20 protein-coding genes are annotated in these 22,048 nt (G+C 63.0%); 9 read left to right on the top strand and 11 right to left on the bottom strand.

The window, feature by feature from the left end:
- Window positions 1–17: 17 nt before the first annotated feature.
- A complete protein-coding gene (locus EOD43_RS19940; protein ID WP_127745771.1) occupies window positions 18–1,007 on the bottom strand; it encodes a Gfo/Idh/MocA family protein in 990 nt (329 codons plus the stop codon).
- 112 nt (window positions 1,008–1,119) lie between these two features.
- Here EOD43_RS19940 and EOD43_RS19935 point away from each other — a divergent pair, with 112 nt between their 5' ends.
- A complete protein-coding gene (locus EOD43_RS19935) occupies window positions 1,120–1,464 on the top strand; it encodes a helix-turn-helix domain-containing protein (protein WP_240653396.1) in 345 nt (114 codons plus the stop codon).
- Window positions 1,464–2,720, top strand: a complete 1,257-nt coding sequence (locus EOD43_RS19930; RefSeq protein ID WP_127745769.1) for a type II toxin-antitoxin system HipA family toxin — start codon at window positions 1,464–1,466, stop codon at window positions 2,718–2,720. The genes EOD43_RS19935 and EOD43_RS19930 overlap by 1 nt, the downstream gene beginning before the upstream one ends.
- Before the next feature lie 279 nt (window positions 2,721–2,999).
- Here the strand turns inward: EOD43_RS19930 and EOD43_RS19925 are convergent, their stop codons facing one another.
- Window positions 3,000–3,422, bottom strand: a complete 423-nt coding sequence (locus tag EOD43_RS19925) for a DUF6766 family protein (RefSeq protein ID WP_127745768.1) — start codon at window positions 3,420–3,422, stop codon at window positions 3,000–3,002.
- Window positions 3,423–3,656: 234 nt separating this feature from the next.
- Between EOD43_RS19925 and EOD43_RS19920 the strand changes: the two genes are divergently transcribed.
- The 5 genes from EOD43_RS19920 (at window position 3,657) to EOD43_RS19900 (ending at window position 10,281) form a co-directional block, all read left to right on the top strand.
- On the top strand, window positions 3,657–5,168 hold the full coding sequence (locus tag EOD43_RS19920) for an MFS transporter (RefSeq protein ID WP_164857369.1): 1,512 nt from the start codon (window positions 3,657–3,659) through the stop codon (window positions 5,166–5,168).
- Window positions 5,165–7,423, top strand: coding sequence for a hypothetical protein (locus tag EOD43_RS19915; RefSeq protein WP_240653395.1), 2,259 nt, complete (start codon window positions 5,165–5,167; stop codon window positions 7,421–7,423). The genes EOD43_RS19920 and EOD43_RS19915 overlap by 4 nt, the downstream gene beginning before the upstream one ends.
- Window positions 7,424–7,457: 34 nt before the next feature.
- Window positions 7,458–8,705 (top strand): NAD(P)/FAD-dependent oxidoreductase, encoded by a 1,248-nt coding sequence (locus EOD43_RS19910; RefSeq protein WP_127745766.1) that lies wholly within the window; start codon window positions 7,458–7,460, stop codon window positions 8,703–8,705.
- Between the two features lie 322 nt (window positions 8,706–9,027).
- Window positions 9,028–9,777, top strand: a complete 750-nt coding sequence (locus tag EOD43_RS19905) for a Crp/Fnr family transcriptional regulator (RefSeq protein WP_164857368.1) — start codon at window positions 9,028–9,030, stop codon at window positions 9,775–9,777.
- 114 nt (window positions 9,778–9,891) lie between these two features.
- The gene (locus EOD43_RS19900; protein WP_127745764.1) at window positions 9,892–10,281 is read left to right on the top strand and encodes a response regulator; all 390 of its coding nucleotides are present in this window, start codon (window positions 9,892–9,894) and stop codon (window positions 10,279–10,281) included.
- A gap of 16 nt (window positions 10,282–10,297) precedes the next feature.
- Here EOD43_RS19900 and EOD43_RS19895 read toward each other — a convergent pair whose 3' ends face one another.
- Both EOD43_RS19895 and EOD43_RS19890 read right to left on the bottom strand, forming a co-directional pair.
- Window positions 10,298–11,008 (bottom strand): DUF6894 family protein, encoded by a 711-nt coding sequence (locus tag EOD43_RS19895; RefSeq protein WP_420822465.1) that lies wholly within the window; start codon window positions 11,006–11,008, stop codon window positions 10,298–10,300.
- 198 nt (window positions 11,009–11,206) lie between these two features.
- A complete protein-coding gene (locus EOD43_RS19890) occupies window positions 11,207–11,932 on the bottom strand; it encodes a Crp/Fnr family transcriptional regulator (protein ID WP_164857367.1) in 726 nt (241 codons plus the stop codon).
- A gap of 662 nt (window positions 11,933–12,594) precedes the next feature.
- On the opposite strand from EOD43_RS19890, the gene EOD43_RS19885 reads away from it, so the two are divergent.
- Complete coding sequence (locus EOD43_RS19885) at window positions 12,595–15,060, top strand: NAD-dependent epimerase/dehydratase family protein (RefSeq protein WP_127745761.1); 2,466 nt, start codon at window positions 12,595–12,597, stop codon at window positions 15,058–15,060.
- 49 nt (window positions 15,061–15,109) lie between these two features.
- Here the strand turns inward: EOD43_RS19885 and EOD43_RS23830 are convergent, their stop codons facing one another.
- A complete protein-coding gene (locus tag EOD43_RS23830) occupies window positions 15,110–15,262 on the bottom strand; it encodes a hypothetical protein (RefSeq protein WP_164857299.1) in 153 nt (50 codons plus the stop codon).
- A gap of 16 nt (window positions 15,263–15,278) precedes the next feature.
- Complete coding sequence (locus EOD43_RS19880; RefSeq protein WP_127745760.1) at window positions 15,279–15,731, bottom strand: hypothetical protein; 453 nt, start codon at window positions 15,729–15,731, stop codon at window positions 15,279–15,281.
- A 203-nt stretch (window positions 15,732–15,934) separates the two neighbouring features.
- Here EOD43_RS19880 and EOD43_RS19875 point away from each other — a divergent pair, with 203 nt between their 5' ends.
- The gene (locus EOD43_RS19875) at window positions 15,935–16,975 is read left to right on the top strand and encodes a sodium:calcium antiporter (protein WP_127745759.1); all 1,041 of its coding nucleotides are present in this window, start codon (window positions 15,935–15,937) and stop codon (window positions 16,973–16,975) included.
- Window positions 16,976–17,098: 123 nt separating this feature from the next.
- Here the strand turns inward: EOD43_RS19875 and EOD43_RS19870 are convergent, their stop codons facing one another.
- The 5 genes from EOD43_RS19870 to EOD43_RS19850 all read right to left on the bottom strand — a co-directional run bounded on the left by EOD43_RS19870 (window position 17,099) and on the right by EOD43_RS19850 (window position 22,025).
- Window positions 17,099–18,535, bottom strand: a complete 1,437-nt coding sequence (locus tag EOD43_RS19870) for a L,D-transpeptidase family protein (protein ID WP_240653393.1) — start codon at window positions 18,533–18,535, stop codon at window positions 17,099–17,101.
- A gap of 194 nt (window positions 18,536–18,729) precedes the next feature.
- Window positions 18,730–19,899: a serine hydrolase gene (locus EOD43_RS19865; protein WP_127745758.1), complete on the bottom strand. Its 1,170-nt coding sequence runs from the start codon at window positions 19,897–19,899 to the stop codon at window positions 18,730–18,732.
- An 89-nt stretch (window positions 19,900–19,988) separates the two neighbouring features.
- Entirely contained in the window at window positions 19,989–21,173 is a 1,185-nt protein-coding gene (locus EOD43_RS19860; protein ID WP_127745757.1) for a glycosyltransferase family 4 protein, read from the bottom strand.
- Window positions 21,170–21,820: a DedA family protein gene (locus EOD43_RS19855; protein WP_127745756.1), complete on the bottom strand. Its 651-nt coding sequence runs from the start codon at window positions 21,818–21,820 to the stop codon at window positions 21,170–21,172. The genes EOD43_RS19860 and EOD43_RS19855 overlap by 4 nt, the downstream gene beginning before the upstream one ends.
- Entirely contained in the window at window positions 21,813–22,025 is a 213-nt protein-coding gene (locus EOD43_RS19850) for a hypothetical protein (RefSeq protein WP_127745755.1), read from the bottom strand. Before EOD43_RS19850 ends, EOD43_RS19855 begins: the two co-directional genes overlap by 8 nt.
- Window positions 22,026–22,048 lie beyond the last annotated feature (23 nt).

The raw sequence follows: 22,048 nt of genomic DNA, 5'->3' as shown, positions 1-22,048 counted from the left end.
TCGTCGTTCACAGCATTCTAAGCGCGCTGCGCTGCGGCCATCCATTGGTGGACGTCGGTCATGACGTCATAGGTCAGTACGGGGCTTTCGGTCAGCCCCGCGGCCGCAAGCGAGGTGAAATGGGCGAGCAGGGGGAGGCCTGGATCGGCGCCGAAGTCGTACGCGCGGCCGCTTAATCGCGCCATCGCATCGTAAATCCTGCGGACCAGCGGATTTTGTTCGCCGAGGGCTGGACTCGCAGTGCTTTCCGCGAGCCTGCGCGCCGACAACAAAGGGGCGGGGATCGTGAGATACCCGTCTGCATTTCCGACAGTGAGCCGATTGGACAGTCGGCGAACAAAGGATGCCTCTAGAACCGAGCGTGACCCATTGTCGTGTCGGATTTCGATCCTGGCTTCGATCGCGACACCGTTGTCGCGAACCAGATCGACATCGCCTACGACCCCGGGGCCGCAGGCCAGGCGGGCAAGCGTTAAAGGGTAAATGGCCCGGTCGAGGACAATTCCAGCATCGGGTGCCATGACCATCTGGCGATCGGCAGCGCGGACCGGATAACCGAAAGATGCTTCCAAGGTCAGCGATCCGCGAGATCGCGTCGATCTCAACATAGCGGCCGCTGCGGGCAGAAACGGCGTTGAGATGGCTTCCACCAGCAGGGTTCGGGATTCTCGCGCGCGCTGGATCATGGCGAGGCTGGTGTCGAGGTCTGGCGTGACGGGCTTTTCGCAGAGGATCGGCTTTTGCGAGGCGAAGGAATCGCTCAGGGCATTGGCATGGTCGCGATTGGCATTGGCGATGTAGATGGCCTCCACGTCCGGATCGCGCAGCAGATCGGACAGCGAGCCGCTCTTGCAGCTGAAATGCTTCGCAAACGCATCGGCGCGCTCGGGTGAGGTGGACGCCACACGAGCAAGGCGCGCGGGGACAGAGCGGGAAATGGTGCCCGCCATTCGGTGCGCCATCTTCCCCGTGCCGATTATCCCGATTCCCAGGCGCGCAGGCCTCATCTTGGCGTCCTCTTATTGCGCCGGCAGCGCGGTTGAGGTTGGCTTGGCACTTGGCGAAACAGGTGACATATCATCTCTTATTGACGTTTAAAGAGTGATATGTCACTTAAAAATGATGCCCCGCGCGTCACGAGCCGCCAGCGGTCTGCCGCCCCAGAGTCTCCGCGCCATTACCCAGCTTGGCGCGGATATCGCGCTTGCGCGCCGTCGCCGCAAGATCCCGCAAAGCCTGATGGCTGAGCGTATGCTTGTCTCCGTCCAGACGCTCCGGCGGCTCGAGGCCGGCGATCCGACTGTAGGTCTGGCTGTACTGGCCAGCGCCCTGCTCGTATTCGGGATGACCAACCGCCTTGCCGACCTCGTCGCTTCGGACAGCGACCGTGCGGGCATGAGCGAGGATCTCGCCCGTCTGCCTAAGCGGACCCGGGTACCCGCCGGCGAAGACCTCGACTTCTGATGACGAGTGTGCGCAGCTACGTCTTCGTCCATCTGGCGGAACGACCGGTGCCGGCGGGCCTGCTCGTCATGACGGACGAGCCGCGTAACCGCTTCGCCACCTTCGCCTATGGACGGCGCTATCTTGAACGGTCCGACCGCGTGCCCGTCGACCCATTCAGCCTCCCGCTACCCGATGTCGGCGTCGAGCGGACCTTTCGGACCGAGGAGGGCTTCGCGGTGTTCGGCGGGATTCGGGACGCGGCCCCGGATGGCTGGGGCCAATATCTGATGTACAAGGCGATGGGCGACCGGCTGCCGACCGACATGGACCTGATCCTGGCTTCTGGCGATAATCGGGTCGGTGCGCTTGCCTTCGGTCCCACCCCTCAAAAGCCCGAACGGATCACCCCTTGGGCCGATGGCGACGCGCCCGGCGAGCATTTCACCTTGGCCGAACTCGCAGAGGCGGCTGAGCGTGCGCAGCAGGTTGACGAACTCGACGACAATCTACGTGCTCTCCTCAATGCCGGTTCTTCACTTGGTGGTGCGCGCCCGAAGGCTGCGACCGAAAAGGGCGATCAGCCCTGGATCGCGAAGTTCCCGGCGAAAAACGACACCTTCCCCGAGTGCCGGGTCGAACTCGCGACGATGCGGCTCGCCGCCGAATGCGGACTCGATGTCCCCGCGCTCGACTTCGAAAGGGTGCTCGGTCGCGACATCTACATGATCGAGCGGTTTGACCGCACGCCCGGTGCCGGTGGCATCATCCGGCGGCCGTTTGCCTCAGGCCTGACCATGCTCGGCGCGCACGAAAGCGAGGTGAGTCGCTATGGCTATGCCGATCTTGCCGCCGCGATCCGCCAGCATGGCGTCAAGGTGCGCACCGACCTCCACGAATTGTTTGCTCGCATGGTCTTCAACATCCTCGTCACGAATGATGACGATCACCTGCGTAATCACGGCTTCCTGATGGAAGGCAGGGGCTGGCGGCTTTCCCCACTCTATGACGTCGTTCCCAAGCCTCAGGTGGGGCTAGAACGCCGACTGGTGCTCGGTGTCGGACCGCAGGGGCGCGCAGCCACCATCGACAATGCGCTGGCAGGTGCCGCCGCTTTCGATCTCTCGGCCGAGGATGCGAACGCGATTGTCGAGCGCATGCGTGCGATCGTTGCCAAACGATGGGCACCGCTCTTTGCCGAGGCTGGACTAAGCAAGGCGGACCAAGCGCGCTTTGCGACCTGCTTCCGGCTCGCGATCGATCAGGACGCATCGTGAAGATGCGATCCGATATGCCGCAGGCCTGTTAGGCTGCCGGATAATCTGGCCGTAGCAATCACGATCGACAGCTAGCTTGTCTGTTGCCCCGCACCATCGGGACGTCCGAACGGATCACAGCGCCGCTCGAGGAAGCAGGTCTCAACGCGGCCCAAGAGAGTAGCTGCGACGGATTGGGCTCGGCACCGATCGGCTCGGCCGGGGTCGACGGTGTACGGGGTCTGGCAAGTCGACGCTGGCTGCGCACGAAGCTTGAACGCGCCACCCGTGGGCGCGCCATCAAGGTTCGGACTGCTCGTCCTCATTGTCATGGCCGTGAGGCTGCGCGTGACCGCCCGCCCGCACAAAGCGACGATCAATATCGGCGATCAGTGCATCGGCCTTTTCACCGCCGCCGAGCCGGATCAGTTCGTCGATCTTGGCTTCGAGCCGGTCATCGTTCTCCTTCGACGAGGGCGAACCCACGTAAAGGAAGTACGCCAGCCCCACGACCTGCCACAGCAGCTGGAGGAACTCCGACTGCCAGTTCTCAAACGTGTCGCGCCCCATCTCGACGAGATAGTCGGCAAAGATCGCCGGTTGGCCATGGTCGGCCGCCTCGTTGACGAAGGCATACCACCCGAAAATCCAATGCCCCGCGATGGAAATGAGAAAGAAGCCGATCGTGATCCAGGCATAAGCATATTTCTTCGCGTTGCTCACCAGTCGTCTCCTTTCCGAAGATCATCGAGCGAAGATAAAGACGCGATCCAATCAGCCAAGTTCCGATTGCAGATCAATGGTTTAACATAGATTAGAAAGTCGACGATCTTCGCGTCCGAGTGCGGTTTGCGGGGGAACCCCCCGGGCGTGCAATGCTTTTTCGGTGCTCCAGGACCGGAGCTAGGAAATGTCTGAACGATCCCGGCTGTGCGAAACGAAAGCGTGGAGGGGCACGTGACGCTCGCCCCGACGCCGTCGATCAGCGAGGCCGAGCGCGAGGCGGGCCTTCGCCGGCTTATATACGAAGCCGGCTTTTCGAGCGCGACCGCCGCGCTGACCAGCGGGGTTATCCTCACCGCTTTCGCAATCTATCTTGGCGCTTCGAACCTCATGGTCGGCATTCTTGCGAGCGCGCCCTTCCTGTCGCAACTTCTCCAGGCGCCGGCAGTGCTGCTGGTCGAACGACTACGTCGGCGCAAAACAATCGCGGTGATCACCAGCATCATCGGCCGATCCATGCTCGCTGTGATGGCCATTGCGGTCTTTCTGCCGCCGGCGCTGGCGATCACCTCGGTCACGCTCGGCCAGTTCATTTTGTGTGCGCTCGGCGCGATCGGCGGCTGCGCGTGGAATGCCTGGCTTCGCGATCTGGCTCCGCAGGATCGGCTTGGTGCCGTCATGGCGAAGCGAGCCGTCTATACGACTTCGGTCAGCCTGGCCGCCGGTCTTGCCGCCGCACTCTTGCTCGATCAGACCCAAGCGGGATCAGCATTGCGCGCCTGGGCCTTTGCGAGCCTCTATCTGGTCGGTTGCGCGACCGGGTTGGTCTCTGCCCTGGTCGTCGCCCGATTGCCCGAACCGCAGATGCCGCCGGCTTCGGGCGAACCGCTCGGCCTGTTTAGCCTGCTGCGTGCGCCGCTCGCCGACGCCAATTTCCGCCGGCTCGTTCACTTCCTCGCCGCCTGGCAATTCGCGATCAACCTCGCGACGCCCTTTTTCACGGTGTTCATCGTCCGCCAGCTCGGCTTCGACATGACGTTTGTGATGGTGCTGAGCGTTGCCAGCCAGATCGCCAATCTGGTTGCGATCCGTAGCTGGGGCGCGCTCAGCGATCGCTTCGCACACAAGTCCGTCCTGCTGGTCGCGGCCCCCCTCTATATCCTCGCCATCGTCGGAATGGTCGTCGCATCGCAGCTCGGCAAGAGCGATGCCGGCATGGCCTATCTTGTGGGTCTGCATTTGCTGATGGGCGCTGCCGTGGCCGGAGTTACGCTCGCCACGGCCAACATCGCGCTCAAACTCAGTCCCAAGGGCGAGGCGACCGCTTATGTCGCCACGAGCGCGCTGGTGAGCTCGCTCGCTGCTGGCGTCGCGCCTATCCTGGGCGGCATTTTCGCCGACTTTTTTGCCGCCCGACGCTTCGAGCTTGTCCTACGCTGGACAAGTCCGAATGGCGTTGCGGTCTTCTCGCCGCTCGGTCTTTCGCAGTGGGATTTCTACTTCCTGATCGCCGGCGCGCTTGGTCTCTACGCGCTGCACCGGCTCTCGCTGGTCCAGGAAGAAGGCCAGATCGACCGGCGTGCGATGATCGAACAGGTTTGGGGCGAAGCCGGCCGGGTTGCGCGCAATCTCGGTACGGTCGCGGGCCTGCGCGCCGTCACCGAATTCAGCGGTTCGCTCCTGCATGATGCCCGCCTGCGCGCACGCTGGCTTCGCCGACACCGTATAATAGCGGCGGAGCGATGATGAAGGCGCATCCCAAGCGTGCCGCCAGGCCGAAGATAGGGTCGACGCGCCCCGTCAGCGCCTATGTCCTCACCCTGCGCGACGAGCTTGCCGGCGGCATGCGCCGGATCGCCGCGTTCGACCACGGGGGTCTCGCGATCGAGATTGCCGAAGGCTGCGACGCCGTCTGGGCGCTCGTTCGACGGCCGGATCGCGGTGGGCTGGCGCTCCGGGTCGCGCAGGCGCAGGGCGGCTGCCGGCACATACGGCGCGTCCGGCGCGGGGCAGGCGAAAAACTGCGCATCGAGCTCGACACCAGCGCCGGACACCAGCTGCTTGTCATGCGGATCGCGGATGGCGAGGTTCCGGTGCTTCGCATCACGACGAGCCTGACGCCCGCGGTCGGCCTGCTTGTTCCCTTCTACCCTCGCGATCTTTATCCGCTGGATGCCAATGACGACCCGACCCGCGCGCAGGGCAAGGTCGAGGCGGCGCAGCGGGGTCTGAACAGCGGCGTGTGTTACCTGCGTCTCGAGAAACCCGCGTTCGGCAGCATCCTCTATTTCCAGAATTTCACGTCGCTCAACGCGCGGTTTCGCGCCACCAATACCAAACCCGATGGTGCGGTGGGCGGCGAATGGCCCGAGCTCGGCTATCTGCCGCCAACCCCGCCGCAGAGCCCGCAGCCGCCGCTCGACCCATTGAGGGCGGGCGAGACCGTGGTCGTCTATGACACCTTCGTCGCTATTCACGACGAGACCGACGCCGACGAGACGGCGATGGCGCAGCGCTATCTGACATTGCTCGGCGCCATATATCGCCAGATCGAATTGCCCGAGGCGGAATGGCACGACTGGCCTGAGCGCGCGCGGCGGACGCTGCGCGATCTCGATCGGGCGCCCGAAGCGACCATCCGCCATTACGGCCATCTTTATCTCCACCCCTATACCGCCGCCGAATATCCCGACTCGATGGTGCAGCTGTCGGTGCTGGCGGCGTTGCGGGACTATGAGGCGTGGCTTGGCGAGGGGGTGCCGCTCAAGGCGGCGCTCGAAGCGGGCCTGCGCAAATTCTACGATCCAAGGCTCAGGACGCTGCGCCGCTATCTCCCCAATGTTGGGGCGGACAAGGACGCGGACGCGGTCGACAGCTGGTATCTCTATCATCCCTTGATGAACCTCGGGCGCCTCGCGCTCGACGGCGACAAGCGCGCCGAACGGCTGTTCCGTCAGTCGATGGAATTTGCGATCAAAGCGGCGCACCACTTCGATTATATCTGGCCGATCCAGTTCAAGGTCACCGACTTCTCGATCATCACCGCGTCGCGTGACGAACAGCATCTGGGACAAACCGACGTCGGTGGTCTTTATGCCTATGTGATGCTGCAGGCGTTTCAGCTCACTGACGAGAAGCGCTTCCTCGACGAAGCCCGCGCCGCGATCCGCAAGGCGCAGGGCATGCGGTTCAAGCTCAACTATCAGGCGAACCTCACCGCCTGGGGCGCCGCTGCGTGCATGCGGCTGTGGCGGATCGACGACGACCCGACATTCCTCGCCCAATCCTACGTCTATCTGGCCAGCTTCTTCCACAACGCAGCGATGTGGGAATCCGAGATCGGCCATGCTCGCCATTACCGGACTTTCCTTGGTGTCACCGCGCTCCACGATGCGCCCTATATGGCGCTCTACGAATGCTTCGACAGTTTTGCAGCCTTCGAGCGCTATCTGAAGGACGGCGGCCCCGATCTCGATGCCAATGTTCGCATGCTGGTCAGCCAATATTGTCGCTATGCGCTCGACCGCGCCTGGTATTATTATCCCGACGCTTTGCCGCCCGACGCCATCGCGCCACAGCAACGCGAGCATAACGGCCATGTCGACCGTTCGCTCTCGCTACCGGTCGAGGATCTGTATGTGGACGGGCAGCCCGCCGGCCAGGTCGGCCAGGAGGTTTACGGCTCTGGCTCGGCCTTCGTCTTTGCCACCCGCGCCTTTCACAATTTCGCCGGCGTGCCATTCACTCTGTATTGCGATCATTTCCTGCTGAGCGCTGATCAACCAGCCGAAAGGACGCTGAGTTTTCAACTGGGCGGTGGGGAAGGCTGCCCGGCCATCTTGCGGATAACCCGCAAGCCTCGCACGACCTTGCCGGAGCTGACCGTCCAGACCGCCGCAGGCGATCGGCTGCGATCGGTGTCAGCGGACGCGGAAGCTGTCCTTTTCCACGTTCCTGCCGATGGGCGGGTGTCGGTACGCTGGACGCCCCGGCCGCGATAATGAGACGCCACGGCGCCATTCCCAGGAGAGGTTCATGTCACAGGCACACCAGGGAGGCGACGGTCGCCGCAGAGTCGTGATCGTCGGCGGCGGTTTCGGCGGCCTGGCTTGTGCCCGGGCGCTGGCGGGTGCGGATGTCGACGTCACCCTGATCGACAAGCGCAATCATCATCTGTTCCAGCCATTGCTCTATCAGGTTGCGACCGCAGCCCTGTCGCCTGCCGACATCGCCGTGCCGCTCCGCGGGGTTCTGGCCAAAGCGAAGAACGTCCGTGTGTTGCTCGGCGAAGTCTGTGGGATAGACCCCGATCGGCGGCAGGTGTCCCTGACTGACGGCACGACCGTGCCGTACGAGCAGCTCGTCCTTGCGACCGGATCGGCGTACAACTACTTTGCGCATCCGGAATGGGCGCAACAGGCGCCCGCGCCGAAGTCGATCGCAGATGCACGCCATATCCGGGCCTCGCTGCTCAAGGCGTTCGAGGATGCGGAGCGTGCGGACGATGCCGCCCACAGGGAGGCGCTGCTCACATTCGTGGTGGTAGGCGGTGGCCCCACCGGCGTTGAAATGGCCGGAACCATCGCCGAACTCGCGCGGCACACGCTCAAAGGGAACTTCCGCAACATCGATCCTGCCTGCGCCAAGATCATTCTGGTGGAGGCTGGTCCGCGTATCCTGTCAGCCTTTCCGGAAGAACTGAGCACCTATGCTGTCGATGCGCTGCGCCGGATGGGAGTCGATGTCCGACTGGGTTGCGCGGTGGAGGGCCTTGACGATCATGGCCTCGATACAAAAGCGGGGCGCATCAACGCCCGGACCATCATCTGGGGCGCAGGCATCAAGGCCGCTCAGGGCGCTGCCTGGCTGGGTGGCACGCACGACCGGAACGGCCGCATACCGGTTGCCGATAATATGGCGGTGGTCGGTCATGAACGCATCTTTGCGATCGGAGACGTCGCGCTTCTCGAGCAGGATGGCGCTGCGTTGCCGGCGCTGGCGCAGGTCGCTCAGCAGCAGGGTACGCATCTGGGGCGTGAGCTGCGGGTGCTCGCGATACCGCGCCCATTTCGCTATCGCAGTCGGGGCGATACGGCGGTCATCGGTCGCCACTCCGCCGTCTACAGCCTCGGCAAATATCAACTGAAGGGTCGCTTCGCCTGGTTTCTCTGGGGGCTCGCTCATGTCTATTTGCTGATCGGTTTCGACCGACGCGCTCTGGTCATGTTCCAGTGGATCTGGCGCTATCTCACTTTCGAGCGCGGTGCGCGGCTCATCGACTAACCACTTGCTGCAGACCGGTCCGCTCCGAACGGCCTCAGGGATGTGCGCGATGAAATAGCGGCGGATTACAGTAAAAATCACCCATCGTTACGATAGCAAAACGCGATGGTACTATATCGCCGAGGACAATAATTGATCCATTTCCGTACGCATTCTTCTCCAGCCGCGATTTCAGAACAATCCACCTTAATGTCACCGGTATCTAATTTAGATTAGGCTCATCTGTTACCCGGGTGCGTTAGGGTCTCGCATCATCGGCAGAATGCGCCAGGCGCTGATGACTGGGAGACAGCATGCTCCCGCCTGGCTGCAGGAGGACATCATGTCGCTCGCCACGCCATCTATCGACCTCTACGTGGCGCGCCTGGCCTCGCGCTCGAACCTGAGCGACGAGGAATTGGACGCTTTGCAAAAATTGCCGACCCGCGCTGTTAGAAAAAAAGCAGGAACAAGCTTCACAATCTGCGGCGAAAAAGTTTCAGGGGTCTGGATCGTAAGTTCGGGTCTCGTATCTGGCTTTCAGCAGCTCAGATCTGGCCTGCGCCAGATAACGGCTTTGCATATCGAAGGCGATATGGCTGATCAGCCGTCTGCTAAGCTCGGCCTTGCAACAACAGGCCTTGAAGCCCTCACAGACGTGACGCTTCTTCATATCTCAAGAACGGCTTTGCAGTCCGTTCAATCATCCTTTCCCGCGGTCGCAGGGGCCATGGCAGTCGATGCTGCAGTGGATGCGGCGATACAGATTCAATGGTCTACCAATGCCGGCCGGAAATGCTCGCGCTCACGCCTGGCTCATTTTTTTTGCGAGATGGCGGCACGCTACGAATATATCGGGCAGGGGGTGGGATTCAGCTTCGATCTTCCCATGACCCAATTCCATCTTGCCGATGCAATGGCGATTACCCCAGTCCATGTAAACCGGGTGCTTATGGCGCTGCGAGCCGAAGGTATCGTCGAGATGCGCCATCGCCGCGTCTTTGTTCTCGACTGGGAAGCCCTCATCCGGCTGGGCGAGTTTAGCCCATTCTATCTTCATCATCGAAAATCCCATCAGGCTCTCAATGCTTGATCCAGTACATCGCCTCGGGGCGTCAAGAGAGCGGCATCGAGATCGCCGATCGGGAGGGCGAACGTCCTCAAGGGGTGCGGTCCGTGCTCCATAATATGAGAGGTAGGCGGCGACATGTGTAAACTGAGCCTGAAAGATCGCATCATAATCGTTGTGGAGGACGAATATTACCTTGCCCAGGACTTGACGTTTGAACTCGTCGGGGAAGGCGCGACGGTCATCGGCCCCGCGGCATCGGTCGAGCAGGCCCTCCATCTGATCGAAGCGACACCGCATATCGATGGAGCGGTCGTCGATATTCGCCTGGGACAGGAGACGGTGTTCGCGGCCGTCGATCAACTTCGCACGCGGGGCGTACCTATCCTCTTCGCGACCGGGTACGAGCGCGTGGCGATCCCCGAAAAATACTGGGATATCCTGCGCTGTCAAAAGCCGGTGGGCTCCAGCGTCGTCGGGCGGATCCTGGCGACCAGGATCGAAGCGGGCCAAACGTCACAGCACTAGCCGGCATGATGATTCGCTACGCGGAGAGGACAGCCGTCTTGCCGCCTGCGCGGGGCGTGACCGAAGGTTCACCCCACGCGGCCAGTCCGATCACGCTGCCATCGTCTCCAACAAGAGGCCAGGCGCGCGCGCTCCACCAACCATTGATTGCGTTTCCAGCTGCATCCAGCACGCAATATGGCATGTCGACAAGCTGAGCGGTGCCCCCGCACTGCGGCAGTGTCCAGAACTTCGCCAATATAGTCTTGAGCGGACCGGCGAGATCGAAAGCATCCAGAACATAAACGTCTCGGACGGCTTCGAGGTCGGTATGACTGTGTAATCTGCCATACTCGTTGATGTCTTTCACGACCAGTTCGGGCGTCAGCAGGATGCAACCTGCATTGGCGCGGGCAAAGATCTGGCGGAAACTGATCAGTGCGGCCTCATCGCGCGCCGGCTCGCGTTGATGGGTCGGTCGCGTCCCACCCGCCCCGCGGCTCACACGTATCTCGGCCGTCGACAGAACGTCCGCGAAAGGAACCTCCATCAGCTGCCGTCCCTTATCGTCGCAGATCAGATAGGCGCACACCATCGGATCCGCGCCGTCGATCAGCAGATCGCGAGCAGTTTCGGGTATTGATCTGCAGGTTTCGATATAGGCTCTGTGCAGGTCGGGGAACACGATACCGATCATATCGGGCTCAACAGAATTTCGGCGACGGAGGTGGATTCTATAGGTCGGCATCAAGCTATCTGAACCCGCTTCCCTCCATATGGCAACGCAGCCGTGCACTTGCACCGGTAATGACCTTTTCGCCGGACGGTCCTCATAATGGCCCGAACTCGCTCATCCATTGCATCAAATATGTATGGAGCGCGTCATCGGGCCCTGTTTGGTTCCAGTCACTGATGTGGTTTGCACCCAGGGTTTGCGAAGTCCCACTCAAACTGCGCGGTCCGCCCGCTTGAGATGCAGATAGCTGGGGTCGAAGGCTGCCACCCGCCGCAGTCCTTGCACGTTGAGGATGTGCAGGTCGCTTCCTCGATCCACCAAGCCCTGTTTGCGCAGTCCCTGGACCGTGCGGTTGACGTGAACCGGCGTAAGGCCGCACGCGTCAGCAATATCTTCTTGTGTGAGTGGCAAGTGCATATTGCCGTCATCGGTCAGGCCCACCAAACGCAATCGAAGGTGAAGCTCACACAACATGTGGGCAATGCGTTGCTTGGCATCCCGCCGACCAAGGCTGACGATCCACTGACGCAAGATGGCCTCATCCACGAGCGTGGCTCGCCAGAACGCGCGTGTCAGAGCCGGCGTGGAGCGAGTCACCTCTTCGATCGCGCTCTTACCAATGAATGCAACTCGGCAATTCGTCAGCGCGATGATTCCATGATCCATCGCAGCCAGAGTTGTCACATGGATGTCGCAAAAATCTCCGGGGATGAGGAAGGCGGTAATCTGACGAGAGCCATCAGGAAGATCGAAGTAGCGTGCTCCCCATCCCTCGAGCATGAGATGAACATAATCGGCATCATCGCCTCGCGAGACAATGTCCGCTCGCCGTGAAATCTCGCGAACGTCGACGCACATCCGCTGCAGGCAGTCGACCTCTGAACTGCTGAGCGTCTCGACGGCTTCGAGCTTCCGAAGAAGAGGGCTTTGGTGCATTTGCACAGCCTTTAGCATAAATAAAAGGATCGGCCCGGACAATCGGATTACCCTATTGTCGACGAGCACTCTCTGATAGCGCAGACCGACGGGATTTGCCCTCGGCAGCGAGACGAAAACTCGCCTCGAGGGTGCCACGCACCCTGTGCTATCTGTCAGGAACACCCATCGCGGGCGACCACAGCGGCGCAATCTGACGCGTCCAGAACGGATGCAGCCATGGCTGCGGTGACGCTGGGCTTCGTCTAACAGCGCCTTGACGGCCATGTTGTGCAGCTAGATGTCATGACCAGTCTGCACGGGGAAATCGACCAGTATGCGCGAGCTTATCGACCCCGCCGTCGGACCACCCCTGCCGTGATGTTGTTCCGCGTCAGATAGCTGCCACCCTTGCCATCGATCTCCCTGGCCTGGATCGATCGCGGCACCGTCGAGGTCGGCTTGGCGACGAGCCGGTAGGAGCTGCGGCGTCGGTATCGGGTCGTCGACGATGACGCGCCGCGTATCGCGCAGTTTGTGGTCGCGTCAATAAGACCGCATCACACTGGTCCATTTCTTATAATCCTTGCAGGGACTTGGCGTCGATGAGCTTGGTCCGGAACCAACCGCCGCGCCGACCGTCTCCCTGTCGGGGACGCTGATGGATCGCCGGAGGCGGATATATGACGGGCAAACCAATCGTCCTGATCACGGGCGCGTCGGGCAATATAGGGCGCTCGCTCGCTAGGGCTTTGGGCGACCGCTACCAGATCGTCGGTCTGGACATGGAAGCCAAGGATGTCGGCTTCCCGATCATCGAAGTCGACCTCACGGATGACAAGAGCATGGCCCAAGCCATGCTCGAGGTACGCGAACGGTATGGCGAGCGGATCGCCACCGTCATCCATCTTGCGGCTTTTTTCGACTTTTCGGGCGACGAAAAACCGCAATATCGCGCCGTCAACGTTGAGGGCAGCCGACGGCTGCTTCGCGAATTACGCGCATTCAAGGTCGAGCAGTTTCTCTATTCGGGGACGATGCTGGTCCATGCTCCGGGGCGGCCGGGTGAACGCATCGATGAGAGCCGGCCGATCGCCCCGGACTGGGCCTATCCCAAATCCAAGGCTGAGACCGAAGATGCGATCCGCGATGAACGCGGCGACATGCCGGTCGTCTTCCTGCACCTTGCCGGGGTCTATGATGAGCGAACGTCGGTGCCGACGTTTGCCAATCAGATCGCCCGCATCTACGAGCGCGATTTCCAGAGCTATCTCTATTCGGGCGATACCGATGCCGGTCAGGCGATGCTTCATCGTGAGGACATGATCGACGCCTTCGTGCGCACCGTCGACCGACGGCGAGACCTGCCGGGCGAGACAGTGATCCTGGTGGGGGAAGAACACACGCTCGGCTATGCCGATCTTCAGGATCGCCTGGGCCGCCTGATCCACGGTGAGGGGGCGTGGCCGACCATCCGGGTGCCGGCGCCGATCGCCGGCGTTGGCGCCTGGGCTCAAGACAAGGCCGAGCCGGTCGTTCCCGACGCCCTCGACCAGGGCGAACGGCCCTTCATCCAGCCGTTCATGACCCGCATGGCGAGCGACCATTATGCAATCGACATCAGCCGGGCGCGCAAGCTGCTGGGCTGGGAGCCGCGCCACCGATTGGCCGACAAACTTCCGGCAATCGTCAAGGCGCTCAAGAAGGATCCGGCCGGCTGGTACGAAATGAACCGCCTGACGGCGCCGGCCTTCGTCGTCGAGGCCGAGGATGCAGGCCACGATGCCGAGGCTTTGCGGCTTGGCTATGAACGCCGCCGCCGCGCTGAGCATCGCGAGACGCGGTGGGCGCATTTTACCAATATCGCGCTTGGGCTCTGGATCCTCGTCCAGCCGGTGATCGTGCAGGTTGAAGAGCCGCTGCTCTTCTGGTCGGAGATCCTGCTCGGCGCCGCGCTGATGCTGTTCGCCGCCTTGTCATTGTCCTGGCAGGCGACCTGGGCGCGCTGGGCTTCGGCCGGTGTGGCGGCCCTGATCATGGCGGTACCCTTCCTGTTCTGGACCGAAAACCCGGCGGCTTTCCTTTCGGATACGCTGGTGGGCGCGTTCGCCTTCGGGCTGGCGGTCGGCGCCAAGCCCGAACCCGGTCCATCGGTTGTCGCCACGATGACGGGCCCGGCTATCCCGCCGGGCTGGTCCTACAATCCCTCGGCTTGGACCCAGCGGCTCCCCATCATTCTCCTCGCGCTGGTCGGCCTGCTTGTCGCCCGCTATCTGACCGCATATCAGCTCGAACAGATCGACGGGGTCTGGGATCCCTTCTTTTCCGGTCTGCCCGATGAGCCGCAGAAGAATGGCACCGAGGCTGTCATCACCTCTTCGGTGTCACGCGCCTTCCCGATCCCCGATGCGGCACTCGGCGGCTATACTTATGCGCTCGAGATCGTGACGGGGATCGTCGGATCGCGAGCGCGCTGGCGGTCGATGCCGTGGCTCGTGTTTTTGTTCGGACTGATGATCGCGCCGCTCGGCGTGGTCTCGATCCTGTTCGTGATCATTCAACCGATCGTTATCGGCACATGGGCGACACTGACGCTCGTTGGCGCCGCGGCGATGCTGATCCAGATTCCCTACTCGCTCGACGAACTGCTCGCGACGCTTCAGTTTATGCGTCGCCGCGCGCAGGCGGGACGGCCGTGGCTTCGTGTCTTCCTGTTCGGTGACACCGACGAGGGCCAGCGCGAAAAGCCCGGCGACGAGTTCGACCGTCGCCCCGGTACGGTTCTGGCGGACATGTGGGGTGGCGGGGTAAGTCTTCCCTGGTCCTTGGGTATCGCGGCGCTGTTGGCAGGCTCGCTGCTGTTCACGAGGCTGAGCTTTGGGGCACAGGGTGCGATGGCCGATGCCGATCATGTGATCGGCTTCCTGGCGCTCACCGCGATCTCACTCGCTGCGGCCGAAGTGGCTCGCCCGCTACGCTATCTGCTCATACCGCTGGGTGCGGCGCTGGTCGTGACCCCGTTCCTGTTTGAAGGTGGTAGCGCACACAGGATCGCCAACATTCTCATAGGGCTGGCGCTCATCGGACTGAGCCTCCCGCGGGGTAATATCCGCGAGCATTATGGCCGTTGGGATCGATTAATCAGATAGAATGATACGCCCCCGCCTGGGCAGGGGCGCCGGCACATACGGCAAGCGATCAGCCGCCGCCTTTGGAGCCGGGCTTTGCCGGCTCGGTCGCGGGTCGGGGCGGCTCGCCCTCCTGTCGCGGTTTCTTGATCATCTCGTCCTCGACCTCGCGATTGTGGGGCCGGTCGTCGGGGTGCGATCGGTCGCGGTTCTGGCGCATCATCGTCTCCTGCTAAAGATTATATCTTCTGCTCATCCTCACGCGCTATGTCGCGAAGGCCGGGCACATGGGGAAGATCGCGCGGCAGGCGTGCCCGCAGATCGCGCAGCACGTCACCGGCTGTTGCCTCGAGTTCCGGATCCGCGAGCTGGTCCTCGATCATAGACGCCAGGTCAGCGTCAGCACGCTCGACATTCTCGCAAGCCGCCCGATCATCACCCTCGATTACCCGATCCACCGTAAGACGGAGCTTGTCGAAAATCGACAATGCGGAGCCGTCCAGTTCTTCGCCATCGAGGAATGCTGAGAACGCGTTGCTCATCTCGCGACGCTGACGGGCGCGCTCGAAAAGATGCTCTCGCAGATCTGCCTTATCTGCGATTTGCGCCGCATTTTCGTACAGTTTGCTCACATCGGTAAGCCGGGAACCAATCGCGCGGAGGGCGTCGTGGTCATTGATAGGCGGTGGCATAAGGCTCTCCTGTCGAGGTCTCTCGCGCCGAACCGCCGGGTACGGATTTCGGGCAGAGCTTCAGGTCAACCGCACCCGCAGGCGAACGTTCCTCCTCATTCAAGCCTTTGGTACGTGAGCAATAATTTGAAACGGACCTGCATCTGCCATGTGACGTTTGACCGTATCTGGCGTGCATCCTTGCCGGACCAGGGAGAGAGCCAATGCCCCTTGCCGATGCCGTGAGCTACCCGCTCTGGATGAATATTGCGATCTTCCTGGTCGGCGCCGCGGTGGTTTGGTGGGGCGGTGGCAATCTGGCGCGCAGCCTCGACGAAATCGCCTCGCGGACCGGCATGAGCCATGCTCTCGTCGGTATGCTCTTTCTCGGCGGCATCACCTCATTGCCCGAAGTCGCCAATGTCGTGACAGCGTCGGCAATGGGCAATCCGCCGCTGGCGATCAATAATCTGCTCGGTAGCGCCGCCATCAACATCGTTCTGTTGGCAGTGGCGGACGCCTTTGTGGGCCGCGACGCCGTCACGTCTGTGGTCGCCAAGCCATCGACGATGATGATGGGCACTTTGTGCATGCTCGTCCTGATCGCTGTCGCACTCGCCGTCATCGTCGGCGATATTCCCGTGGCGGGAACGATCGGGCTGGGCAGCATCCTCATTTGTACGCTCAGCATCGCCTTCTTTGTGCTGGCCGCAGGCCATGATGCCCGCTCCCCCTGGGTTCTGGCAAATGCGGGCGAGAGGCACGATCCGGAGCCCGAGCCAACTGGCTCCGCATCCTTGCTCGGGCTTTCGATGCAGGCGGCGCTGGCGGCGCTAGCCATTTTTGTTGCGGGTTATGCACTGTCGCAGACCGGCGATGCCCTGGCGCAGCAGACTGGTCTCGGCAGCGGGCTGGTCGGCTTTCTGCTGATCGGCTTTGCCACATCGATGCCGGAGCTCAGCTCGATCATCGCATCGCTGAAGTTACGCCGCTACGAGATGGCTTTCGGCCAGGTGCTGGGCACCAATTTCGTCAATCTGTCGCTGCTGCTGCTGGCAGACATCGTCTATAAAGAGGGGGCCGTGATAGCCGAACTCGGCCGTTTCGAAATGATATCGGCTCTCCTGGGCGCCATTCTGACAGGCATCTTCCTGGTGGGCCTGCTCGAGCATCGCAACAGGACAATCTTGCGTATGGGCTATGATTCGGCTGCGGTGCTTCTCGTATTCTGCGGCGGCGTCACACTCCTGTGGCAGACCATGTGACTTCAGTCAGGGGCGAAATTGCGCTTCGACCCACCCGCTTACAGCCATGCCGCTCTCCTTTCGGAACTGTCGTTCAGGCGGCGCAAAGCTGCCACTCGATATTTCGCGGCTGACCGTTTAACATCAGGGCGCAACCTCGCTGCTGCCCGATCGCACGCGATGGCCCGGCTGCGAGCCAAAGCCCAGCGCCTTCGCCACCGCATCGTCCCAACCATAAGGATCGGCTCGGACAATCGGATTACCCCGCTTGTCGACAAGCACCGTCTGGTAGAGCAGTCGGACGGGGATTTGCCGAGGCAACGAGACGAAACTCTCCTTGCCGGTAGCCCGCGCCTTGTTCCACGCGTCGAGAACATTCTCATCGCGGGCGATCATCGCAGCAAATCCCAACGCGTCGAAAACACGGATGCAGCCGTGGCTGCGCTGGCGCTGGGCTTCGTTGAACAGCGCCTTTGCGGGTGTGTCATGCAGGTAGATTGCGTGATCATTCTGCATGTCGAACTTGACCAGGCCGAGCGAGTTTTTCGGCCCCGGCTGCTGGACGACCCAGCCATCCTTCCAGACCATGTTGTTGCGCTTCAGATAGTTGCTGCCCTTGCCCTCGATCTCCTTCGCCTGGATCGATCGCGGCACCGTCCAGGTCGGGTTGGCAACGAGCCGGTAGACCGGCGACTGAAGTTGCGGCGTCTCGGTATCGGGTTCGCCGACGACCACGCGCCGCGTGTCGACCAGCTTGCCGTCGCGCCAATAGGACAGCATCGCCGCGGCAACATTCACATCGATGCGGGTCGCGGGCGGTTGCTGCGCCAGCCAGCGCATCCGCTCCATCGCGACAGCGATCGCACGGGCGCGGTCGGCATCGCTCAGGTTCAGGATCGCAAGCGCCTCGCCACCGATGATGCCATCGGGCCTGATCCCGTAATCGGCCTGCACGCGGCGGACCGCAGCGACGACCCTCGGCGCATAGACATTTTCGCTCGCGCCGCCTTCGGGCAGGTAGCCCGTCGTGCCAAGCTGGCGGACGATTGCCGGAATACGCGTATCAGTCGCACCCGGCTCGATCGCCTTGCCCTGATCGGGAATTGCGGCGGTGACCTTCTGCCCGGTCTGCACGAGCGCGACATAGGCCTTGGACAATTGCGCATAATGCGCATCCTCGGGCGCGAGACTGTCGAGCCATTCGCCAAGCTTGCCATCGTTCAGCGCCTTGGCGAGCCCGGCGCGCAGGTCGACTTCGGGCCGTGCCAGCGTAAAGACTTTGTGCAGCTTCTTGGGATCGCTCGCGCCGGTGGCGAGCATGCCCGCGTAGCGCAGCGCGATCTTGGTCAGGGCGGCGTCGCGGCTCGCACCGTCTGCCGTCGTCTCGACCGACAGTACCATGCGATCGAGGCCATGTTCGGCGCGTCGACCGATACGGTCCTGTAGGTCGCGAACGGCGGTGTCGCTCCAGTGCGCGCTTTCGAGCGATGCTGCGGTCAGGTTGTTCGATGGTTGTGACGAATTGCAGGCGGGAAGAAAGGTCAGAACGGAAACGGACAGAACCAAGGCAACCGAACGCACATTCTTCTCCTCGCAATTCGATCAGGTTAACGCGAGCGTTCGAGAATGGGTCCGCTGAACAACAGCCGGTTCGGCGCCTCGGCAGCGCCGCTTCAGCCGAACGCGCTGGTGGAATGTCGGTTGGCGGTGATCCGAGGGTTTCGGCCGAGCCTTGGCCTTGAACGGAGACGCAAAGCCGACGCTATAGCGAAATATCAGGTTGGTCCCGCCTGCCGCTGGTTGCCCAGTTCGCTGTCATAGGTGATCGTTGTTCGGACGACCTTGCGCATCAAGTCCATGCGTTCGGGCAATGGGCGGCTGGTGCGGCCGATCATGACGGCGATGGCATAGGATCGGCCCTCGGGCGAGGTGAGGATGCCGACGTCGTTATAGCCCGCCTGTTCGCCTTGGAGGATCTGGCCGGTACCGGTCTTGTGCGACAGCGTCCAGCCGGGGCGCAGGCCGCTCTTGAGGCGGAGGGCGCCGGTGCGCGTCTGGCCCATGATGTCGAGCATCTGTGCGGTCGACGCGTCCGACAATAATTGACCGTTCTTCAGCCGGGCGAGGGCGTCGACCATCGCCAGGGGGCGGGCGCCGTCGATCGGATCGGCGACATAGGCTTCGAACGCGGCGCGGCGGCGCGCGATCGGCACCGCCTCACGCGCTGCATAGAAGCCGTCGCCCTTCGAAAAGGCGGGCTGCCAGTCGAGCCCGGCGATCCGGCTCTGCAATCCCTTTTCGCCGGGGCCGAAGCGGATGCCGGAGATCGATTTGGCGGCAAGCGTCGCGCGCACGGCATCGGGCCCGCCGACCTCGCGCAGCATCTTGTCATTGGCGCTGTTGTCGCTCTGGGTGAGCGCACGAGTCAGCAGATCTTCGCGATCGGTCTGGAAGCCGCCGGGGCGCGTCGCGAGCGACTTGATCGGCTGGTGGAACAGGGTGAGGTCGTCCGCGCGGATGCTCAGCTTGCCGTGAAGGTCGATCTTGCCGCGATCGGCCATGTCGAACGCGCTGATCGCGACCCAGAGTTTGCTGACGCTCTGCTGCGGGAAATAATCGAGCCCGCGATAATGCGAGGTCCAGCCGGTCTGGATATCGCGGACGGCAAGCCCGACATCGCCCCGGAAGGCAGCGCCCAAAGCCTCGATACGGCGGTCGAGTGCGGCAGCGGCGCTGGGAATAGCAGGCGGTGCGATAGCGACCGACTTAGGCTTGGGAGCCTGCGTCGAAGGCGCGCGAACCGGCTTCGGCGATGCGAGTTGCGGCGTGGTCCGGGGCGCTTGCGGATCGGGGGCGGCGGGCTGGCAGGCGGCGAGCAGGAGGAGGGGCGCCAGCAGGAGCGCGCCAGACGCAAGACGAATCGGGAAACCCACCGCGTTCAGCAATCGACCTTCACTCCTCCATCAATCGGATAGGGCATCCATAGCATCCCAACACTTGCCATATACTGAACCCGCATCGGACGTGGATGGGTTCACAGCAGCGAGAGATAGCCATCGGCCACGGCGTCGAGGCAATGGTCCCAACGGAACATCTCGGCCCGCGCGGCCGCCGCCTGCGCCAGATCGCGCCGGACCGACGGGCGATCGAGCAGATGATCGAGCATGTTCGCAAAGGCCCGGGGATCGCCCGGCGGCACGAGCATCCCGTCGCGTCCGTGGGTGATGAGTGCCTGCGCGCTGGGAACGTCGGAGCTGATGACGGGCACGCCCGCGGCCATCGCTTCCAGCACGACATTGCCGAAGGCCTCGGTCGTGCTCGCGCTCAGCATCACGTCGGCGCTGGCGATCGCGCGGCCCAGATCGCGCCCGGCAAGGTGGCCTACGAAGCGCGCATTGGGGAGCCGTGCGCCGAGCCAGCCGCGCGCCGGGCCGTTGCCGACGATCAGCGGCTGCAGCACGCGGCCCCGCTTGCGAACGGCCTCGATCGTCTCGACGAAGGTCGCCAGACCCTTTTCGCGCACGATCCGCCCGAACAGCAGGACGACGGGATCGTCCGGTCGATAGCCCTGCGCCTGGCGCCATGCCTCGTCGCGATGGCCGGGCGCGAAGATGGCGGGATCGACCCCGCGCGACCATATCCGCACCTCGGGGACATCCAGCCCGGCGATGTCGTCCGCAATGGCACGATTGGGCGCCAGCACGAGATCGCAGCGACGGTAGAAACCGTCGAGATAGCGTTCGATCCGGCTGCGCAGCCATCCCAGCCGATAGAAATCGAGATAGGTCTCGAAACGAGTGTGAAGGCTCGCGACCAGCGGGATGCCGCGGCTCCTCGCATGATCCTGCGCCTTGCGGCCTAGCAGGTCGGGGGCCGAGACATGGATAATGTCGGGCACGAAGGCATCGAGATCGCGCCGGATCGACGCGGGCAGGCCCATCGCCAGCCGGTATTCGGCCCGCCCCGGAATGGCGAGCGAAGGCACCGAGACCAGCTGTCCGGCGGGTTCGAAGGCGGCGACCTTCGCGGTCGGCGAATAGACGCGCACGTCGGCGCCGCGATCGATCAGATGGCCGACAAGGCGGTTGAGCGCCTGGTTCGCGCCGTCGCGCACGCAATTATAGTTGCCCGAGAAAAGGGCGACGCGCAGCGCGCGGCCGCGATGGAGCAGCGCGGGCCGCGCATTAGCGAAGCGATCGTGGCGCAGCGCAGCCGTCATCGCGCCGCCCGTTCGCGCTTGCGGCGTCGCCGCTGGCGCAGCGCGGTAAAGCCCACCACGGCGGGTATGGCCATGCCGACGATCGCGACCCCGCCGACCATGACCATCAGTTCGGCAATCGCGCGATCGTCGACATCGCGCTGCCCGCCCGACGACAGGATGCCGGGCGCGAGCATCAGCGAGACCCAGAGCAGCGCCGAGATCAGGTTCGCCGCCTGAAAGGCGCGGGCGGACATCGACATCGCGCCGGCAACGATCGGAATGGTCGCGCGGATCGGGCCGAAGAAGCGGCCGAGGATGATCGCCCAGAAGCCATAATGGCGGAAGAAGATTCGCGCCCGCGCCATCGCCGCCCGTTCGCGGTTGAGCGGCCAGCGCCGGAAGGCCGATCGGCCGACCAGTTGCCCAAGCCAGTAGGAGATCGCATCGCCCGCGACCGATCCGACGATCGACCAGAAGAAGATCGACCAGAAGGGCAGCACGCCCAGCCCGATCAGCCCGCCGACCATCAGCATGATCGCGATCGCCGGTACGAACATGCCGACGAGCGCGAGCGATTCGACCAAGCAGAGCAGCCCTGCGATCGGGCCGGCCCAATCGGCATGGGCGCGCAGCAGATCGATCGTGGCGCCGACGAAATCAGCCATCGCAGCACAGATCGACGGGGGCGAGGTGGGGATTGTCGGCAAATCGCGACACGGCCAGCGCGTGCGCCGCCTTCACCGCCGCGGCGTGGAAGGTCTTGCGGACCTCGGTATCCGCACTTTCGGCATCGAGGCGATCGAAAAGTTCGCCAAGCTGCCGGTCGATCAGGGCCTCGATCACCCCGGATAGGCTGTAGGCCACCGTCATGCCGCGCCGGTTAGGGGCGAGGG

The sequence above is a fragment of the Sphingomonas crocodyli genome (genome assembly GCF_004005865.1).
In the GTDB taxonomy this organism is placed as follows: domain Bacteria; phylum Pseudomonadota; class Alphaproteobacteria; order Sphingomonadales; family Sphingomonadaceae; genus Rhizorhabdus; species Rhizorhabdus crocodyli.
The sequence above is the reverse complement of the archived record's forward strand: the minus strand, read 5'-3'. Positions and strand labels throughout refer to the sequence as shown.

Coding starts and splice junctions, on each gene's coding strand:
- EOD43_RS19900 (WP_127745764.1), top strand. CDS start 9,892: ATGTGTAAACTGAGCCTGAAAGATCGCATCATAATCGTTGTGGAGGAC.
- EOD43_RS19930 (WP_127745769.1), top strand. CDS start 1,464: ATGACGAGTGTGCGCAGCTACGTCTTCGTCCATCTGGCGGAACGACCG.
- EOD43_RS19880 (WP_127745760.1), bottom strand. CDS start 15,731: ATGCCACCGCCTATCAATGACCACGACGCCCTCCGCGCGATTGGTTCC.
- EOD43_RS19935 (WP_240653396.1), top strand. CDS start 1,120: ATGATGCCCCGCGCGTCACGAGCCGCCAGCGGTCTGCCGCCCCAGAGT.
- EOD43_RS19895 (WP_420822465.1), bottom strand. CDS start 11,008: ATGCCGACCTATAGAATCCACCTCCGTCGCCGAAATTCTGTTGAGCCC.
- EOD43_RS19885 (WP_127745761.1), top strand. CDS start 12,595: ATGACGGGCAAACCAATCGTCCTGATCACGGGCGCGTCGGGCAATATA.
- EOD43_RS19940 (WP_127745771.1), bottom strand. CDS start 1,007: ATGAGGCCTGCGCGCCTGGGAATCGGGATAATCGGCACGGGGAAGATG.
- EOD43_RS23830 (WP_164857299.1), bottom strand. CDS start 15,262: ATGATGCGCCAGAACCGCGACCGATCGCACCCCGACGACCGGCCCCAC.
- EOD43_RS19915 (WP_240653395.1), top strand. CDS start 5,165: ATGATGAAGGCGCATCCCAAGCGTGCCGCCAGGCCGAAGATAGGGTCG.
- EOD43_RS19905 (WP_164857368.1), top strand. CDS start 9,028: ATGTCGCTCGCCACGCCATCTATCGACCTCTACGTGGCGCGCCTGGCC.
- EOD43_RS19860 (WP_127745757.1), bottom strand. CDS start 21,173: ATGACGGCTGCGCTGCGCCACGATCGCTTCGCTAATGCGCGGCCCGCG.
- EOD43_RS19855 (WP_127745756.1), bottom strand. CDS start 21,820: ATGGCTGATTTCGTCGGCGCCACGATCGATCTGCTGCGCGCCCATGCC.
- EOD43_RS19850 (WP_127745755.1), bottom strand. CDS start 22,025: ATGACGGTGGCCTACAGCCTATCCGGGGTGATCGAGGCCCTGATCGAC.
- EOD43_RS19875 (WP_127745759.1), top strand. CDS start 15,935: ATGCCCCTTGCCGATGCCGTGAGCTACCCGCTCTGGATGAATATTGCG.
- EOD43_RS19890 (WP_164857367.1), bottom strand. CDS start 11,932: ATGCACCAAAGCCCTCTTCTTCGGAAGCTCGAAGCCGTCGAGACGCTC.
- EOD43_RS19910 (WP_127745766.1), top strand. CDS start 7,458: ATGTCACAGGCACACCAGGGAGGCGACGGTCGCCGCAGAGTCGTGATC.